This window comes from Paraglaciecola sp. MB-3u-78 (assembly GCF_002835935.1).
Taxonomy (GTDB): domain Bacteria; phylum Pseudomonadota; class Gammaproteobacteria; order Enterobacterales; family Alteromonadaceae; genus Paraglaciecola.
In genome coordinates this window covers 265,601-282,728 of record NZ_PJCF01000001.1, presented here as the reverse complement: position 1 = coordinate 282,728, position 17,128 = coordinate 265,601, and the positions used below count along the sequence as shown (strand labels likewise).

12 protein-coding genes and 1 tRNA gene are annotated in these 17,128 nt (G+C 37.8%); 6 read left to right on the top strand and 7 right to left on the bottom strand.

Annotated features, from left to right (window positions below; genetic code table 11):
- The first annotated feature begins 6 nt into the window (after window positions 1-6).
- From CXF95_RS01300 to CXF95_RS01285, 4 genes are all read left to right on the top strand, one after another.
- Window positions 7-3,855 carry an RNA-directed DNA polymerase gene (locus CXF95_RS01300; protein WP_101197021.1) on the top strand — a complete coding sequence of 1,283 codons (3,849 nt, stop codon included), beginning with the start codon at window positions 7-9 and terminating at the stop codon, window positions 3,853-3,855.
- 96 nt (window positions 3,856-3,951) lie between these two features.
- Entirely contained in the window at window positions 3,952-4,569 is a 618-nt protein-coding gene (locus CXF95_RS01295) for a hypothetical protein (protein WP_101197020.1), read from the top strand.
- 106 nt (window positions 4,570-4,675) lie between these two features.
- Window positions 4,676-7,054, top strand: a complete 2,379-nt coding sequence (locus CXF95_RS01290; protein WP_232787561.1) for an McrB family protein — start codon at window positions 4,676-4,678, stop codon at window positions 7,052-7,054.
- A 3-nt stretch (window positions 7,055-7,057) separates the two neighbouring features.
- The gene (locus tag CXF95_RS01285) at window positions 7,058-8,140 is read left to right on the top strand and encodes a hypothetical protein (protein WP_101197019.1); all 1,083 of its coding nucleotides are present in this window, start codon (window positions 7,058-7,060) and stop codon (window positions 8,138-8,140) included.
- Window positions 8,141-8,246: 106 nt separating this feature from the next.
- Here CXF95_RS01285 and CXF95_RS01280 read toward each other — a convergent pair whose 3' ends face one another.
- Window positions 8,247-9,131 carry an IS1595 family transposase gene (locus CXF95_RS01280; protein ID WP_101197018.1) on the bottom strand — a complete coding sequence of 295 codons (885 nt, stop codon included), beginning with the start codon at window positions 9,129-9,131 and terminating at the stop codon, window positions 8,247-8,249.
- A gap of 457 nt (window positions 9,132-9,588) precedes the next feature.
- Window positions 9,589-10,362, bottom strand: a complete 774-nt coding sequence (locus CXF95_RS01275) for a hypothetical protein (protein WP_101197017.1) — start codon at window positions 10,360-10,362, stop codon at window positions 9,589-9,591.
- Between the two features lie 772 nt (window positions 10,363-11,134).
- Here CXF95_RS01275 and CXF95_RS01270 point away from each other — a divergent pair.
- On the top strand, window positions 11,135-12,646 hold the full coding sequence (locus tag CXF95_RS01270; RefSeq protein ID WP_157828027.1) for a hypothetical protein: 1,512 nt from the start codon (window positions 11,135-11,137) through the stop codon (window positions 12,644-12,646).
- A gap of 519 nt (window positions 12,647-13,165) precedes the next feature.
- Here the strand turns inward: CXF95_RS01270 and CXF95_RS01265 are convergent.
- Together CXF95_RS01265 and CXF95_RS01260 are read right to left on the bottom strand one after the other, a co-directional pair.
- A tRNA-Arg gene (locus tag CXF95_RS01265) sits at window positions 13,166-13,240 on the bottom strand.
- 74 nt (window positions 13,241-13,314) lie between these two features.
- Window positions 13,315-14,472, bottom strand: coding sequence for a flagellar assembly protein FlgT (locus CXF95_RS01260; protein WP_232787560.1), 1,158 nt, complete (start codon window positions 14,470-14,472; stop codon window positions 13,315-13,317).
- A 207-nt stretch (window positions 14,473-14,679) separates the two neighbouring features.
- Between CXF95_RS01260 and CXF95_RS01255 the strand changes: the two genes are divergently transcribed.
- Window positions 14,680-15,171 (top strand): LPP20 family lipoprotein, encoded by a 492-nt coding sequence (locus CXF95_RS01255; RefSeq protein WP_198556458.1) that lies wholly within the window; start codon window positions 14,680-14,682, stop codon window positions 15,169-15,171.
- Window positions 15,172-15,355: 184 nt separating this feature from the next.
- Here the strand turns inward: CXF95_RS01255 and flgN are convergent, their stop codons facing one another.
- The 3 genes from flgN to flgA all read right to left on the bottom strand — a co-directional run bounded on the left by flgN (window position 15,356) and on the right by flgA (window position 16,999).
- Window positions 15,356-15,784: a flagellar export chaperone FlgN gene (gene flgN / locus CXF95_RS01250; RefSeq protein WP_101197135.1), complete on the bottom strand. Its 429-nt coding sequence runs from the start codon at window positions 15,782-15,784 to the stop codon at window positions 15,356-15,358.
- Between the two features lie 41 nt (window positions 15,785-15,825).
- A complete protein-coding gene (gene flgM / locus CXF95_RS01245) occupies window positions 15,826-16,161 on the bottom strand; it encodes a flagellar biosynthesis anti-sigma factor FlgM (protein ID WP_101197015.1) in 336 nt (111 codons plus the stop codon).
- 127 nt (window positions 16,162-16,288) lie between these two features.
- Window positions 16,289-16,999, bottom strand: coding sequence for a flagellar basal body P-ring formation chaperone FlgA (flgA, locus tag CXF95_RS01240; RefSeq protein WP_101197014.1), 711 nt, complete (start codon window positions 16,997-16,999; stop codon window positions 16,289-16,291).
- Window positions 17,000-17,128 lie beyond the last annotated feature (129 nt).

Here is a 17,128-nt window from a genome sequence, read left to right as displayed (position 1 = left end):
AATAAAATGGGTTTACTTGATAACAAGTATCGCGAATTAAAATTAACTGATGATTACTTATCAGATTCTGTAGTATTGGCTCAGGCTTGGAAAAAGTCTCAACAGTATATTCGTTCTACTAATTGGTATGCCGATACTTTCGAACTCGACAAATCAACTTTATCTCTCAGAAGTAACCTTGATTCTTGGAGTAATGAGTTAATTGCAAAAGGTTATAGCCTTACAGATTTGCGTCTTGTACCAGCACCGAAATCGACGGATTGGGAATTTATTGATGTCTCTAAATTTCCACATAGGGATACAAGTATTTTAGATTGGGAGTTCAGTGTTGATGCTTTGGAAGGACTAAATCAAAGCTGGCAACCTGTAATTTCAGGCAAGAATAACGCAACTGATGATAATAAACAGCAGCCACTTAGAATAGTTCCACCTCTTCGCCCATTGGCCCATGTACCAATCAAAGAACAAACATATTTTACTACGTTGATGATGTGCACAGCTAATAAAGTTGAAACGTTGCAAGGTGATAGTTCAACAGAGTTTGAACTCGTTCACAGTAAAAAAGTTGTTAGTTATGGCAATCGTCTTTTTTGTCGTTACGAAGATGACGAAGCTAAATTTTCTTGGGGTAACAGCACTGTTTACAGTAAGTATTTTACTGATTATCAGAGGTTTTTAGAGCGACCATCGCATTTCGGCTTTTTGGCGCTACAAGAAAAAGTAAGTTCAGAAATAGTATACGAAATTCATTTAGATTTAAGCCGTTTTTTTGATCGAATCAAACGAGATGCCTTGACTCGAAAAATTGTCGAATTATTTGATGATTACGATGAAAACCAAAACCCATCTATCAATTATTTGTTAGAACAGTTTGAAAAGTGGAAATGGGAGGCTGAAAGCAAGACACTTTACAAAAAAGTTTACATGAAAGGTGATGAAGATATCCCTTTAGGCATTCCTCAAGGTTTAGTTGCAGGTGGTTTTTTAGCAAACGTTTATATGTTGGATTTTGATTTAAATCTTGCCACTGCCATTGGTACGGATATTTTAGAGAATTGCCGATTAGTTGATTATTGTCGCTATGTTGACGATATGCGTCTGATTGTTGTATCGACCAAATCAAAAACTGAATTAAAGGCGGAAATCGAGAAATATGTTAATGATCATATTGCAGGCCTCAATTTAGAAGTTAATGATAGTAAGACTAAAGTTGAAGTATTCCGTACAAAAAGTAGCGGTAAATCAACAAAATTAAAAGCTATTCAAGGAAAAGTTAGTGGCCCTATTTCAAACAGGGAAATAGATGAGCAGCTTGGTCATCTTGAAGGCTTAATTAATTTATCTGATTACCTTCGTTCCAGTTCCGAAAATACTGAAGGCAATAATCCATTATACCTTGTTGAAGCGCCTAATCATGATGTTAGAGAAGACACTATAGTTCGTTTTGCGGCTAATAAAATTCACAAGTTATTAAGGCAAAAAAGGAGCTTCTATGCGCATGAATTAGACGGCTCAGGCAAAGCAATTGCTGGAAATTGGGATTATATACAAGAGCGGATGGCCCGAAAGTTTATAGCATGTTGGTCTAAAGATCCCTCTCTGACTTTATTACTTAAAAAAGGTTTAGAGTTATTTCCTGATGTTAAAATTGTTGATTCAATCGTATCTCAAATTCGATTAATCCATAATCGAGATGACGATAGGCAAAAATATTTGGCAGAGTATTTTTTGTGTGAAATTTTTAGGCATAGTGCGACCATTATCCATAGAAAAGAAGAATGGGCCTTTCCTGTTCGCTTGGATACAGCGGGGTACTTCGAGTTTTTGCAATGTTTAGCAGTAGAAATTCTCGAAAATGAAAGTTGTTACTCATTGAATACCAAACAGCAAGCTAGATTTTTTTTACTGGTCAGAAATGATTCACCGTTGTCATACGAATCAGAAGAAGATAAAAGTTTCAATGTTTTGACCAAATTTATGAAAGGTTATAGGGTCATCGCAAATGATATGACGGTGCTTGAGTTTGTCAGTTCTGTGATGTTGGCCTATCAGTTAGCACATGACCAAAATTTAGTTGTTCGAGCGGTTTCAAGTTTTCTTGAGAAAGTCAGTAAGAAAGTAAGTAGTTTTAGTAAAGTTGCTAATATGAAATCTACTAAAGGATTGTCTCGACTGAATATGGATGAGCTGCTTATTAACTTAGCTGTCGAATCAAGAGAACTGTTCGAAAAAATTGTAACGTATTCACGAAGTAGCGGGTTAAATTGGCAAAAACAATCAACTGCAATTATTAATAAAGGTGGATTTTATCTAAACGCAGTAGCAGGGGATTTAAGTAGAAAAAATACTGCTTATCCACTACTAGGTGTAATTAAAAGACCGGACAATCCATTAGCTCACGAAAATGCGATTCTAGCTTTACTGGCTAAATGCTTGAATACAATTGATTATGACTTTGCATCGCCTGTAGATTTAAGTGAAAGCACTTTAGCTTGCAGTGACTGGGATAATATTCAAACTTTGGCAGTGGATATAGATATTCAATTGAAGGCTGATGCTTCACCTCTTTTTAGTGCTCCTTCATGGATAAACGATGAACATCGACCTTTGTACCATGTTGGAATGTTTGTGCGCTCCTGCCTTGTTGGATCAGTTGATTGGACAGAATCTAATGTTAAGCCGAACAATAAAACGAAATATGTAGGTGTTTCATCGGGGTTTGTTAAGCGTCAATTTGGCCTGATGCATTCACCCGAAGCTATGAATGGTGACATTGCTGCAATGAGCAGTTGGCTTTCAAGTTTGTTATTCCATTTGCTCCAATGGCCTGGTTTAGAGCCTCATTCATACGAAGAAAATTGGCCTGAAATTTGGAATTTAAAATCTTTAAAACAGTTGATTGAAAAGCGAGTTGAAAGTCAGAAAGAACTGTTTTGTCATCTGTCAGGAATTCCTGGATATATAGAAAAAGTAAGTTTGGGTTGGAAAAAAGACAAGCGAGACTTAGATGTAATAATGGTGCAGTCGTTATTACCACAGAAAGCTGATTTTATAGAGCATGGTTTGATGCTTGATACGCCTGCATATTTAGCTAAACACAGTCGACATATTGCTTCTGTTGCTGAACTTATACTCCATAAAAAATATAGCCATGAATCGGTAGAGTCTAAAAGGGAAGGTAAGATAGATCTTATTATTTGGCCTGAGTTAGCCGTAAATTCTAGGGATATACATATCCTTAAAACGCTCTCAGATAAAACTGGGGCAATAATATTTACAGGTATAAACTTTACTCATTTACCTAACATTGATGGTCCTAATAATGTCGCTAAGTGGATAATTCCTAATAAAAAGCATAGTGGAAGGTCTTTTATTGAACGCCTACAAGGTAAAGAACATATGATGAAAGATGAGGCTGGTCATATAAAACCATGGCGGCCTTATCAATTGTTCATAGAGTTAGTACATCCTGCATTTGAAAATGAACAAGGATTTCGATTAACCGGTTCTATATGTTACGACTCAACAGATATAAAATTGAACGCTGATTTAAAGGGTAAATCAAATGCCTACTTGATTCCTTCTTTAAATATGGATGTAAGTACATTTGATTCTATGGTGGACTCGCTTTTTTATCATATGTTTCAGCATATTGTTTTGGTTAACACTGGTGAGTTTGGTGGTTCTGTGGCAAAAGCTCCTTACAAAGAGAGACACGAAAAGCTAATTACTCATGTTCATGGCGCACAGCAAGTCTCCATTTCTAGTTTTAAAATGAATATGTTTGATTTCAGAGATTTAGGTGCAAATTATCGGAGTAACAAATCTGTAAAGACGAAACCAGCAGGTAGGTAATCCAATAGTTTTTAGAATTTATTGGGACATCAGTAAAAATGACATAGGTAAATACTTGATTGCCAAGTCACCCAAAAATGTGAATAGATCAATATTATGGATGAACTATTAGAAAAATCGGAAGGGCTGAATAGCGAATTTAGCCGAATATTTGAATATGGACCTGCTGAAGAAAGTAAGCGAGTTACTTCATGTTGGATTATGTGCTTGGTTGCACATGAACATGCAATCAGTCTGCGCCAATTAGTGATGTGTGGAAACTACACTTCGGCTATATGTCTTATGCGCTCTCAGTTTGAATCATTAACTAGGGCTGTGTGGTTGTTTTATGCAGCAAGCGATAAAAAGATAGAAAATACGTTTTCTACCTTAAGTGAACTCTCCCAATCCGCTGATCAAAAACCTAATAATGCTGAAATGATCAAAGCACTAGAGGGTAAAGCACCAGAACAAGCTGTTTTAATGTTTAAAGAATTTAGAGATGTGCAGTGGAAAGGCCTAAATTCTTATGTGCATGGCGGTATTCACGCGATGCAACGCCACGGTAGTGGCTACCCAATTCAACTCATTGAGCAAATCATTAAATCTTCCAACGGCTTATTAACCATGACCGCAATGATGGCTGCAATACTTACAGGTAATCCAGCGATTACTAAAGACATTACTCGCATTCAACGCCGCCACAAAGATTGTTTGCCTGATTTAATAACATAGTAAATGCACTAGAAATATTGTCATCAATTATAAAAATATGGGTAGTAAGTCTAGCCAGAAATAATGGCTAATGATTAACAAGACTCAACGACATGGAGATACATTAATGGAAACAATACAGTCATATTGGTTTGTAGGGGCTAGCTGGAATGATGAAGACCAGACTCAGCGATTTGTTGAGCAAGGAATTTGGGAAAACGGGTACGACGATAAATACGTTGAACAGGTTAACTCAATTAAATCTGGTGACTTAATTGCAATAAAAGCTGCATATACCCGTAAATCTGGTGTGCCATTTAATACCCGTGGAAATGTTGTTTCGACTATGGCAATTAAAGTCATAGGTTGTGTCCGTAAAAACTATAAAAACGGAAAACGATTGGATATTGATTGGCAAGCACCTTTCAGCGAACCACGTGAGTGGTATTTTTATACTAATATGAAAACCATCTGGCATATTCAGCCTGGCGATTGGAAAACAGATAATCTAATTGCTTTTGCGTTTGAAGGTAAAGAGCAAAATATTGATAAGTTTCGTAACGCACCATTTTGGCTCGATCGTTTTGGTGATATTCCAGAAGACGATATTCGATTTAAATGGACCGCTTTTTACGAAGCTATGGCGACCAAAATTGTTGATTTTGAGCATAAGCAGGAAAGCTTGGTCAACTTTGTTAAAGAGTTAGCTGACAAACATAATTTGTCTTATTTGCAAGGCAAAGAGCTAGATGAATTAGACCCTTTCACTTTAATGGGAATTTTTAACCGCTCTCAAACAGCCGAAAATAGGCGGTTAATTGCAACCGATATGGCAGAGTTTTTCGATATTAAAGTGGCTATTCCTGAAACCTTTGAAGCAATTCCATTGCTAAACAATCAAAAGTCATGGTTCTTTTGGGGTAAGGACAATGGAAGAGGAGAGCATGATATAGAGAATCTTTGGCGACTGTTTAAGGTTGCACTGGATTTTGCAGATGATAAAGAAGGTGTGAATGTTGAAGTATTTTGCAGCGCTTACAATGCCGTAGCGTCTCAAAAAGGGATTAGGTGGAATATTACAATGGGCTTGTTTTGGATTCGTCCATGGTTTTTCCCTACGTTAGAAACGCAGTCTATGGAATATTTAGGAAAATTGTCTTGTAAGCCTGAATGTACTGGTCCAAAGAAAACCTGCACAGGAGACGAGTATCTAACTGTACGTGAAAATTTGGTAATCCGTTTTAGTGAAGATACTTTTCCTGTGCATTCATTTCCTGAGCTATCGTTAAATGCATTTTCAAATGATGTCAAAAAAGCGAAAAAAGCCACAAACACAAACTCGTGGAAAGCATTGGTATTAGAGCGGATTCGTGATTTGTGCTTTAGACAACAAAGTCCTGACTTTTCACGTAAAGCATTCCAAGATAATTATTTAGAAGAATTTACTACGTTGTTTCCTGACAACAGCACTCCAGATATGTCTATTGATAGCACCACCCAGCAATTAAGGGATGAGGGTGAACTAGAATTTATAAGTGCTGGGCAATACAAGTGGTTAGGGTATTACGATGATACTAATGAAGATGAGCCAGAAGTTATCGTTGCTGAAAAACGCATTGAAGCATACGACCTTTCAAATATAAAAGCCGATGGTTGCTTTATAGATGTTGCCGATTTAGACAGCATTTTGCGTAGCTTACGCGATAAGAAAAACATGATTTTGCAAGGCCCACCAGGCACTGGCAAAACTTGGCTTGCCAAGCGACTTGCAATGGCATTAATAGGTGAAAAGCAACCTTCGCAAATCAAAGCGGTTCAGTTTCATCCTAACTTAGCTTATGAAGATTTCATTAGAGGTTGGCGACCATCAGGAAATGGGCAGTTAACTTTATGTGACGGGCCTTTTCTTGAATGGGTGCATTTAGCACAAAAATATCCGGCTAAAAAGTTTGTAGTCGTTATTGAAGAAATTAACCGTGGGAATCCAGCCCAAATATTTGGCGAAATGCTGACTTTACTTGAAGCCGATAAACGTACTCCCGAAGAAGCCTTGCAATTGTCTTATACAACAGAAGACGATGAGCCTGTTTATATTCCGAGTAACCTTTACGTCATTGGCACCATGAATGTTGCTGATAGATCTTTAGCATTAGTTGACTTGGCCTTACGTCGCCGATTTGCTTTTGTGAATTTAAAGCCTCTATACGGTGAGAACTGGCGAAATTGGGTTAGGGATCAAAAATCAATTAGCTCGGAGTCATTAAACATTATTCAAACACAAATGAATAAGTTAAATATGGCAATTGCTGATGATAGTAGGTTAGGACCTCAATTCCAGATTGGGCATAGCTTTTTTACGCCAGCTAAAGGACATGAGGTTGCGGATGAGAAAAAGTGGTATCAACAAGTGCTGCAAACTGAAATAGCCCCATTACTTCATGAATATTGGTATGACGACCTTGATACTGCTAACAAACATATTCAAGAAATGACGGGAGTGATGTAAATCATGGCTTTGTTAGCCGAAAACAACTGTCAGGGTATCCCGCTTCAAAACCTTTGGTTACTCATGTTGTATGCGTCTGAATTTCGTTATCAGGCGCAAGCATATGTGGGTAGCGAAGACATAGATGAACACTTGGCAGATATGGTTGCAGATGTTTTGTGTAATCAGGTTTTACACCGTTTAAAACGACAATTATCTAACGGTTATCGGCAAACTCAGGCGCACTTAACTCGTGTGAGAGGCCGAATTAACACACTCGAAACCACTAGGAAAAGTCTTTTATTACAAGGCAAAGTTGCATGTAGGTTTGAAGAGCTTTCGATAAATACTCCTCGTAATCAATATGTAGCTTTTGCACTTAGCAAAAGTCTAAAAGTAGTTCGAAGTCCAATTTTAAAGAACAAAGCTAAAAAGTTACTTGAGGACTATGTAGGGCAGGGGGTAACCGTTGGGCACTTTTGTGCATATAGGCCACTAGACGATAGGTTTTCACGCCATGAGCTTGAAGACAAAAAAGTTATTGCAACGGCTGAGCTTATGCTCAATTTAGCTTTGATGAATGAATCAGTTGGTAATCAATGGTTACCCAGTCCTGATAAACAGGACCACTGGGTGCGCAGGCTTTTCGAAAAAGCAGTTTATGGATTCTATTCACTAAACCTAGATGCACAGTGGACAGTAAAAGCCGGTAAAAAGCTTTCATGGCAGATGAACGATATGACAAGCAATATTGCTAATTTAATGCCTGGAATGAAACTTGATATCTTGCTTGAGAATCTGTCTTTGTCGCGTCGCGTCATTATTGATACAAAATTCACTTCAATTACAAAAAATGCCCAGTTTGGTGGTGAGTCCTATAAAAGTGATTATATATATCAACTGTTTGCGTACCTGCGTTCACAGGAGCAATTATCTGATCCCCTGTCTATAAAGACCGAGGGGATGCTTTTACACCCATCTATGGGTGTAAAACATAGAGAGTCGGTAATGATCCAAGGACACAAATTACGATTTTATACAGTAGATTTAAGTCAGTCATCTACAGATATTAAAAATGAGCTACTAACCCTTGTTAACCATCTTTAATAAATATGTTTATTCGATATAAGGCAATGTGAATAGTGGTATGTAGAGTTTTATTGGTGAAACATCCGAATGATTGAAAATAAAATAACATGCTTCTCCATTTAACTCAGGTTGATTTTAAAGGAGTATGAATAATTGCCAAGTTTAACAATCGATTAGGTATTTGTTTTTCCACAAAACGGCGATTATACCGATAACAAAACTCATTCAAGTATTCTTGTAAGTAATTACCCGTAACGCCATGAAACGTGCCCAACAAAAACGTTTTCAAATTACCTATCGCGATATGAACCCAAGGCAACCATTCGTCTACCTTTTCACTTGGCGTGACTCTTGGCTCATGTTGCTGTGTTTTATCTATAATATTTAACGCAGGATAAGCATCCGTTCTGACATGCTGATTAGCTAAAAGGTGATGTGATACAAATTCTTTTACTGTTTTAAAATTCACATTTTTAACCGCTTTCATTGCGATAAACCCTGCCTTTTTATGCTTGTTTTCACATGCTATGATAATGGGGGTTTTCCCTTCTGCTCCACGACCACGCTTGCCTTTGTGCTTACCGCCAACAAAGGCATCATCTAACTCTATTGTGCCCGACAATCGGTAGAGGCTATCCCTGTGTCCCATAGCCGCTCTCACTTTCGTTAACATAAGCCGAGCAGTCTTCCAATTCACTTCAATAAGCTTGCTTAGCCTTAACGCTGAAATACTGCCTTTGTCTGAGCCTATAAAATACAGTGCCCAAAACCATTTGAGTAACGGTAGATGACTACCATGAAATAAAGTACCTGACATCACCGATGTTTGCTTATGACAATGGCTGCATTCGGTTAATTCTCGGCAGTGAAGGTCAATCCCATTGTCGTGACCACATTGAGGACACATAAACCCATTAGGCCACTTCATTTCCTTCAGATACTGGAGACAATCTTTATTCGTTCTGAATTGCTGTTGCCACGTTAAAAAACTGGCTTCTGGCGTGTTCATGTTCGAACTCCCTTAAACTGTTTATTTTCATATACAGTTTAGTTCATGCCTGAGCAAAGTGGAGAAGCATGTAAAATAATTAGACGATCTGTAAGGCTAATCTCGGCAATTCATGAGTTGCACTTAATAATGCCGATGCTCAAAAATGGACAACATGGTTAACCAACTTCGAAAATTCTCACGCTGGATCTGAAAACTTCAACACCAACTTACCCAACCCCTTTTTTGGCGGAAATAACCCTTTGCATTTAGGTGGAATTTTAGACTCAAATGGTAGAAAAATTGAAGGGACTTTTTTTCGATTTATTGAGTACCTCTATCGAGATAATAGAGGTATGTCGAAAGACATGAAAAATAAAAGTTCAAGTCAAATCTGAGCTACTTCAGTTAAGAGGACTACAAAACACTTAAAACTGAATCGAGCGATGTGTAGAGCTATTGCCAAAAGCACCTACATCTACTCCACTAATTCTAGAAACCATCTAGGCATGTCCTCACATATTTCATCGTTTTGAGATAAATATTCATAGTATTCCATTATGCTGCTTTCCAAATATACGCTCAAAAGATCTGACATTTCGCAACCGCTTTCTTCCACTTTCAGCACAATATGCTTGGTCACGTCTTCAATACAACTGGCGTTGAACACTTCGCCTAACGGATCATTTTCAAGGTAATCATCTACGTGATCAATAATATAGGGTGATTCGTCACTTTCTACTTGAAGTAAATCTTCATCAAGTTCATGCATCCAACTTTCTGCATCTTTTGTAAATCTGCCATAGAGAGTTCCGTTTACATTTTCAATACTACTACCGCTCAGAATTGCTTGAAACACTGGTAAATGATCGTCAATAACTTTGTGAACCTCTTTGTTGGTCAATTCCTTGCAGACACCAAAGTACAGCTTTAATTTAGGGGCCGAATCCCACATCTCACAATGACCATCTTCTGCGTAGACGGCTCCATTGTGAATGTTTAAAACAATCCAAGCATTTCTTATGTCTTCTTTTATGTAAAGCGGGAATCGATAGGTTGACTCAAAACCATTAAACGCAATAAGAAAGTGAGGTATATCTCGCTTCGGAGAATACAATGTATTTTCATTTACAATCCAATCTTTCTTAATCCATTTACTAACCTGCTGACTGTTTATCTGCATATGTCGAGCAAACGCAGATTTGTTACCACCAAAATTAGTGTTTATATAGCTTTCTAGTGAGAGTTGCATTCTTGAACCTTATAGTTGATATGTTAGTCCAGTGTACGTTGGCTGTTTTTGTGTGTCAAAAAGTGATTATTCACTAATTGACACAATCATTCTGCAAGGTGAAGTCCGTAATTTTATGATGTCTAACTTAGTTTATCCATCTTCCAGCAAGTCAGAAATACTCGACGGCAACGTCAAACTCTCCATGCAATTCTCCATCATATTTGAAATTCAAGTTCCTTAGTTACCCACGATAGAGCCTGAAAGTTAATAATTCTCACGTCCCCAAGCTTAGCTATGAATTGAGGTCAACTGAATTAGGACAGAAATATTAACGACACTTTTATTTCAATTTATTGATTGAATAGCCTTGCTCTCAGTGAATTGTATTAATTATCGCCGGAATGTTCTTTGTGGATTTTTGAAAACTGCATTTATTAAAATTATTTTTTTAAAAAAATACCACTATTTATCATTACTTTATGAGGGGCGAAAAAACTCTTTTTCTAAAAGCGCAAATCATGATGTTTTTTTATGTTTTTTTTTAGTTTAACTTAATATCGAATTGTCGCCCTGCGGCTCATTTGAACTGTTTCTACTAAGAGAAATTAAGCCCTTGAACATCTGCGTAAATACTAGGTTTCTTGATGTCCAACAGATGCATCATCTGTTAGGGCTTCCTGAGGCTGAAATTCTAGCATTGCTAGACGCAGGGCATTTACAGGGCTACAAAGCTCTGGCTTCAGACAATGCCTACTTTCACCCTGATGCGCCATCGAAATTTATGGAAAGTATGAGTGCTCAAATATCGCAGAATAAAATAAATTTATCAAAGAACACTAGGTTAGCCATTGCCAGTAATTCGAGTGAGTATGAACTAGTTAAACCTAAGACTATAAAAAGTGGTGCTGATCTCCATACATTACCTTCGAATGTAGAACCTAGCCCAGTTGTAGACTTGCCCGCAGTAGCAATGCCCTCTCTAAATGAAGTATCAGAGAGAAAAAAGGATTTACTAACAGTGGACTACCTTTGCCATTACAATGATGGGACAAAAGCAATATCAGGTTATCCAGGGTTATATTTACGGAGAAATAAAAAATCATTAGTCGTCATATTTAGAATTAAAGCGAGTGGCCAGCGTTTAGATCTGATGAACTTTAATAACGATATACTCATAGAAGAATCAGATGTTAAGACAATAAAGAAGGCTTACGAACGCTTTCGAGTATGTCTTGCGGGAGGACGGCCTTGGAACAACAAAAGTTACCTACTTGATGGTCAAAAGCGAAAAATACGCACATTTAATGAATTACTCAAATTCTATTCAGAGGACCAAAGAATTGCTACACAATCTAAAATTAAACGATACCAAAAACGGTATTTTTCAGGTGCATTAGGTGAGCGACTTCTTTCAACTTATTGTCATGAGCAATTTGCCAAAGATTACCTTGATATTTCTAACCCTCAAAGAATGCCATCTGACAGAAATGAAATAGTTAAAATTATTAAAGCAGCCTGTTCTTTAGCCAAGGGTTCTCCCAACATTGAAATAGATGTGCAAGAGTTAGTTAATAAGTCAGACCGAAGTTATGCTGATGAGGCAGATAAAACTATGCCCTCAGCAGAAATTTACGACATGTTTCTTGGGCAAGCTTACGATAGAAATGATCACAATTTATGTATGTCACTTATACTTCAATTTTTTGTTTCTACGAGAAAGTCCGCTACAAATCATATGAGATGGCAGCAGGTGAATTTAGAAGACAATATTGTTGAGGTGCCAAGCCACTTGAATAAAAATGGAAGGTTAGCTCGACTGGCTTTCCCTTCATCATTGTCGCGACTATTGAGGTCATTTAAAGCAAACCTTGCATCCGATCTCAAAAAATCAAAAACTAAAAGCGGTGATGCTATTTATGTATTCGAAAGTCCCAAAATTAAGGGTCAGGCAGTGAGTAACTTTGACAAAGAATTTAATGCAGTGAAAAGTAAACTGCTTTCAGATCACGCAGCGTTCAATTTGGATTCAACTGACTCTAAAGAGATAAGACAAAAGACTAAGAAGTTTACTCAGCATCGTCTAAGAGACGTGATGGACATGCAATTATTAGAAGTTGGCGCATCTAACGCCCAAAAAGAGAAAGCTGCTGGTAGAAGACCTGGCGAAAATGCACGTGCCTATGAAGATTTATCAATTGAAAAAATGATAAATTTAAAAGATAGAGTATTTGATAAAATGTTAGATGAATTGCCAAATTTTAAACGAGTGGTTGAGGGGCTTGAAAACCACTACAAAGATTAAAATATTAACTAGTTTAACGTCATGCCCAGTTACAGGCCCACTCTGACTGCTTTATCACGGCGACTTACTCAAATCACTCTTAATAACTCAGCCTCCTGTCTCACATTAAATTTAGTCGTATCCAGCAAAAAGCATAGGTTGGTTTGTAAAGCCCATAACCTACAGAGACTGGTCGTATTCGTATGAATAACTGAATATAAGACTCTAAGTGTTAAATGAAGTGTATAGCCTATTGGCAAGGGCATAGTGCTTGTTACAAACGAATTTAGTCGGCTTTATTCGTCTTTTTTGGATGCTAAATGCTATCAACTTTTTTAGCTGCCATACATATTCGCTTGGGAAACGTTAGTTACGTTTGATTGAACAATATAGTCACAACCATTGATTGTTGAAAGTAATAAAAAACGTCATGTCGACAACTAAATTTGCTGGTGATATATTATGCAGTGTAAAAAAAGGTGTAAAAAACTTTAAACTACCTAATAAACTCTAATAAAATCAATAGCTTAGTGTTTCTATTGGTGTCCCCACCTGGAATCGAACCAAGATCTAAGCCTTAGGAGGGCCTTGTTTTATCCATTAAACTACGGGGACTACGAGTTCAGTGCTTAGCGATAAGCGCGAGCATTATGTACTAGCCGAGACGGGATTTAAACCCTCTAATGTTTTTATCTTCGTGCTACAAAATCGTTTGGTTGAATATTAGCCAAAGGGGCACCAGTAACTGAAGCGACGACGGAAGTTTCAGCAAATACTTGTCTCACTACCACTTCCTCCGGATGTAATTGAAATTGTCGATGTGGGAAGTTTTGAGCATCGAAGAATTGATTAACCTGAAACAAGGTCAATTTGTCTCCTTGTTTCACGCCATTATGTTTGCCAATATTAATACTTAGGCTCTCACCTGTAACGTTTATTACCCGACCAAATGCCGGTAAACAGCTCACTGATTCATCTATTGATTGCACCACTGATTGTATGACCTTTTCGGTCGCCGAGCCAAACGATGAGTCCCATAATTGGCGACTATTGCTGTCGATAGGTGTGTAAGGATCAAAGTTCCATATTGCGGACATATTTTGTGTTTCTTGGAAAACCATTTCACCAGAATTGCCATCATACATCGAGAATGACAGTGTAAGGTTTCGCTTGCTTTGGTCGCTTTTCCAAAACGCTAATCCAGAGGCTTTTGACGTTTCTACAGCAAATTCTTCTATTTCACCAAAAAGCACATATTGAGCATTCGTTTTTCTTGCGAGGTTAAATGCCGTTGCTTTCTTTTCTTTATCTGTTGGATTTAAATAGTAAGGCTCAATACGATTTATAAATGAATATTTTGAATAGTTTTGTGCTTCTTCTTGTATCTTTTCAGCTAACACTTTTCCAAAATCATAAAGGTTGCCGACGGCAGCTTGTTGCCGTTTGTTGATGTTATACCATGTGGTAACAATATTTTTTTTGTAGTCTGAAGCTGAGCATAAAGCTTCTTGTGGAAATATATCTGCTCTTATGGAAACGGTAACATAGTCGTCGTGGTAAATTTCATCAATTAGCTCAATGTTATTTACTTCACCTGAAGCACGAATTTCAAGGCGGTCGTCTTCAAGCAAACCATTAGTAAGAGATTGGATACTTTTTACGGATGCACCAGAGAACAGCAGCGCTTGTTTAATGGCTTCTTGAGTCGCTTGTTGGCGCGCCGCTTCCTTTTCACCATTTTGGATAATGGCTTGACCTGTGGCTTCGAACCAAATTGCCAGTGCAGGGCGGCTGCTAATAAGTAACATCAGAACAGCACTTATTTGTATTATTCTACCTACTTGCATAACGTGCCTTTCTAATATGAACATGGGGAAAGTGAATCTTGGGATAATACATCGTCAAATTTCAGACTGATTTTCTATTATGTTTACCTAAGCACAAAACTAAGCACAAATCATACCTATATGAGAATGTTATTTTTTTGGGTATGGTTATTGCTTTGCTAATGAGTATTATGATCTTTATATATTGAATAGCAGGGTGTTTGGAAAATGGTGAATATACTAAGTGTTAATAAGCTAAGCAGCCGATATGTCGCTTTTGCAGCAGTGTTAAGTATATGTTTGACTGGCTGTTCTGGTTTGTTCAATAAACATGTTGAGTGGGAAACCGTTGCTCCTGAAACCTATCCCGTTATTTCGGCTGTTGGTTATGCGCCAATCTCAGATCAAAAAGGGGTAAGTGAGTCTAGTAGAATGTTGATGGCACTTAAAGCCTCCAAGCTAGATGCATACCGAGAATTGACTGAGCAAGTATATGGTCAAAAGATCGATAGTGGTCAGTCTTTGGAAAGTTTAATCATACAAAACACGCGCTTAGATAGTTCAGTACAAGGTGTGATTAGAGGTGCAAAAGTGGTGAAGAGTTATCCTGTAGGGGATGATACTTATGCCACTGAGCTAGAATTAGACTTTAAATTGGTTAACGATATTTACCTGTCTACAGCACGCCCTAAGCGCGTTAAAAAAGTTAATTATTATTAGGAAGCAGCTAAGAGTGGCGAGCTTCGAGGGACGAGCTTAAGGATTACAAAAGAGATTTGAAAAGTATTAAATAAGTAGATGGTTTTTGCAGTTGCTTTTTACTATTCTGCTCGTAGCCCTAGCCCTAGCCCTAGCCCGTAGCCCTAGCCCGTAGCCCGTAGCCCGTAGCTCGAAGACTCGAAGTCTAAGCGCTGATCCCGCCACCAGAACTACCACCTCGAGTACGGCCACTTTTATCGTAAGTCATGGACTCTTTGGCTCTTGATTCTAATAAAAGGTTGCGTAGGTGTTCTAGACGCAATTGGCCTTGTTCTACTGCTGTTTGATTAATTTGAGTGCGATACTTGCATTGAGAAACGATTTCTTTTGCTTGATTAAATAACTTAACCACTTCTTCATCATCTTTTTGCTCTTGACTCGATTTGGTATACAAGCTGGCAATAAGAGTATCTTGTTGTTGCACAGAATCAAGCAGTGCTTCTTTCGTTTTTAGCATATTGATCAGTGATTCAGCATCTCTGCTACTGATGAGGTGAAGTTCTGTTTCAAGAATTTGTTGTAATTCTAGTAAGAGTTTATGTTGACTTTTAATGGCTTCTTTTAATTCAGACATAATATTTATCAAAGATAAGGACAGCATCAATTATGCTGCCTTTATGCTTTTGTACCAAATAATTCTGATTCTAATGTTGAAATCTTCTGAGCAAGTGATTCAGGATTTATCTGATATTCACCACTTTGAATCGCTTTTTTCAATCTATCGACCTTTTCTTGATTGACAGGTGCTTCTCCACCTTTCTTCTGAACTTGGCTAAGTTGTTGTGCAGATGACGTCAATGACACTGAGTCTTGACGAACACCGATCGTAGCTGCTTTTTGCGCATTTGATTGTTGCGCATTACCGTTATTCAAAGCCTGCTGTTGCTGACTGAGTTTCTGGTTATCAACCGCCGCTTTAGGGCTACCGTTATTTATGTTGTTAATTGACATAATGAATACTCATTGCCTTAATTTAACCTCTATTTCTTTATCGGCCACGTTCCCCAATACTTTAGCAAAAAAAACAATTTTCAGCACTAAATGAATGGAAACTATTATCCGACGTTTGCGCATATGCTTAAATACCAATTTCTACTTGTCCTGTACTGGAAACTCGAGCATGTATCTTTTTATTTGAACGTCTATTTTTCACTTGAATGGTTTCGCCCATTCTACCGTCTTCTAGCGCGACACCACTGGTTTTGACACGCATGCTGGGGTTGCCTGCAGAAATAGTTACGCTGTCGCCTTTGCACACAAAACATAAGTTATTCGGATCAACGGGTCTACCTGCTGAAACCCGACGTTTTATTCTGGCTCCTACTACATCTTCTATATCGGCAAACGTACTTTTTCTTAAACGTTTTTTATTCATATTCACCACACGAATGTTATCAGTGGTTAATAAGGTTCCCGGGCTGACGGCGCTAGATATAACAACAACCGGTTGTGTTTCAGTAGCTTTGACCACCATAAACATATACCAGTCGTTGTCGCTACACTGGGCTTTTACCGTCACATTTGACTGGCTAAGCGCTTCTGGACTCGAGGAAAAAATTAAAGTAGCAGTGCATATTGGTATTTTAACACGCTTGTCAATGGGCATCGCTTCTACATCGATGGTTTTACTACTATTAGGATCAAGTTGACTTAATACAAATTGCTCTGCTTCGCTAATCAATTGCTGTTTTGTTAAATTATTTTCATCTGCCGCCGTTATACCAGTATACATACAAGGAATTATTGCGATCAGTCTGGCTAATGCTTGATAATAATGTAATTTATTCATGTTCACTTGTTGTTAAGTTGTCTATGCTATGGGCATATTAACGAAAGCATAAAGCGTCAATATTTAGACGCTAGAATAGAAATCTTTTAGGTTACTATTGTTATGCTTAGTTAATGAGTTACGTATAAG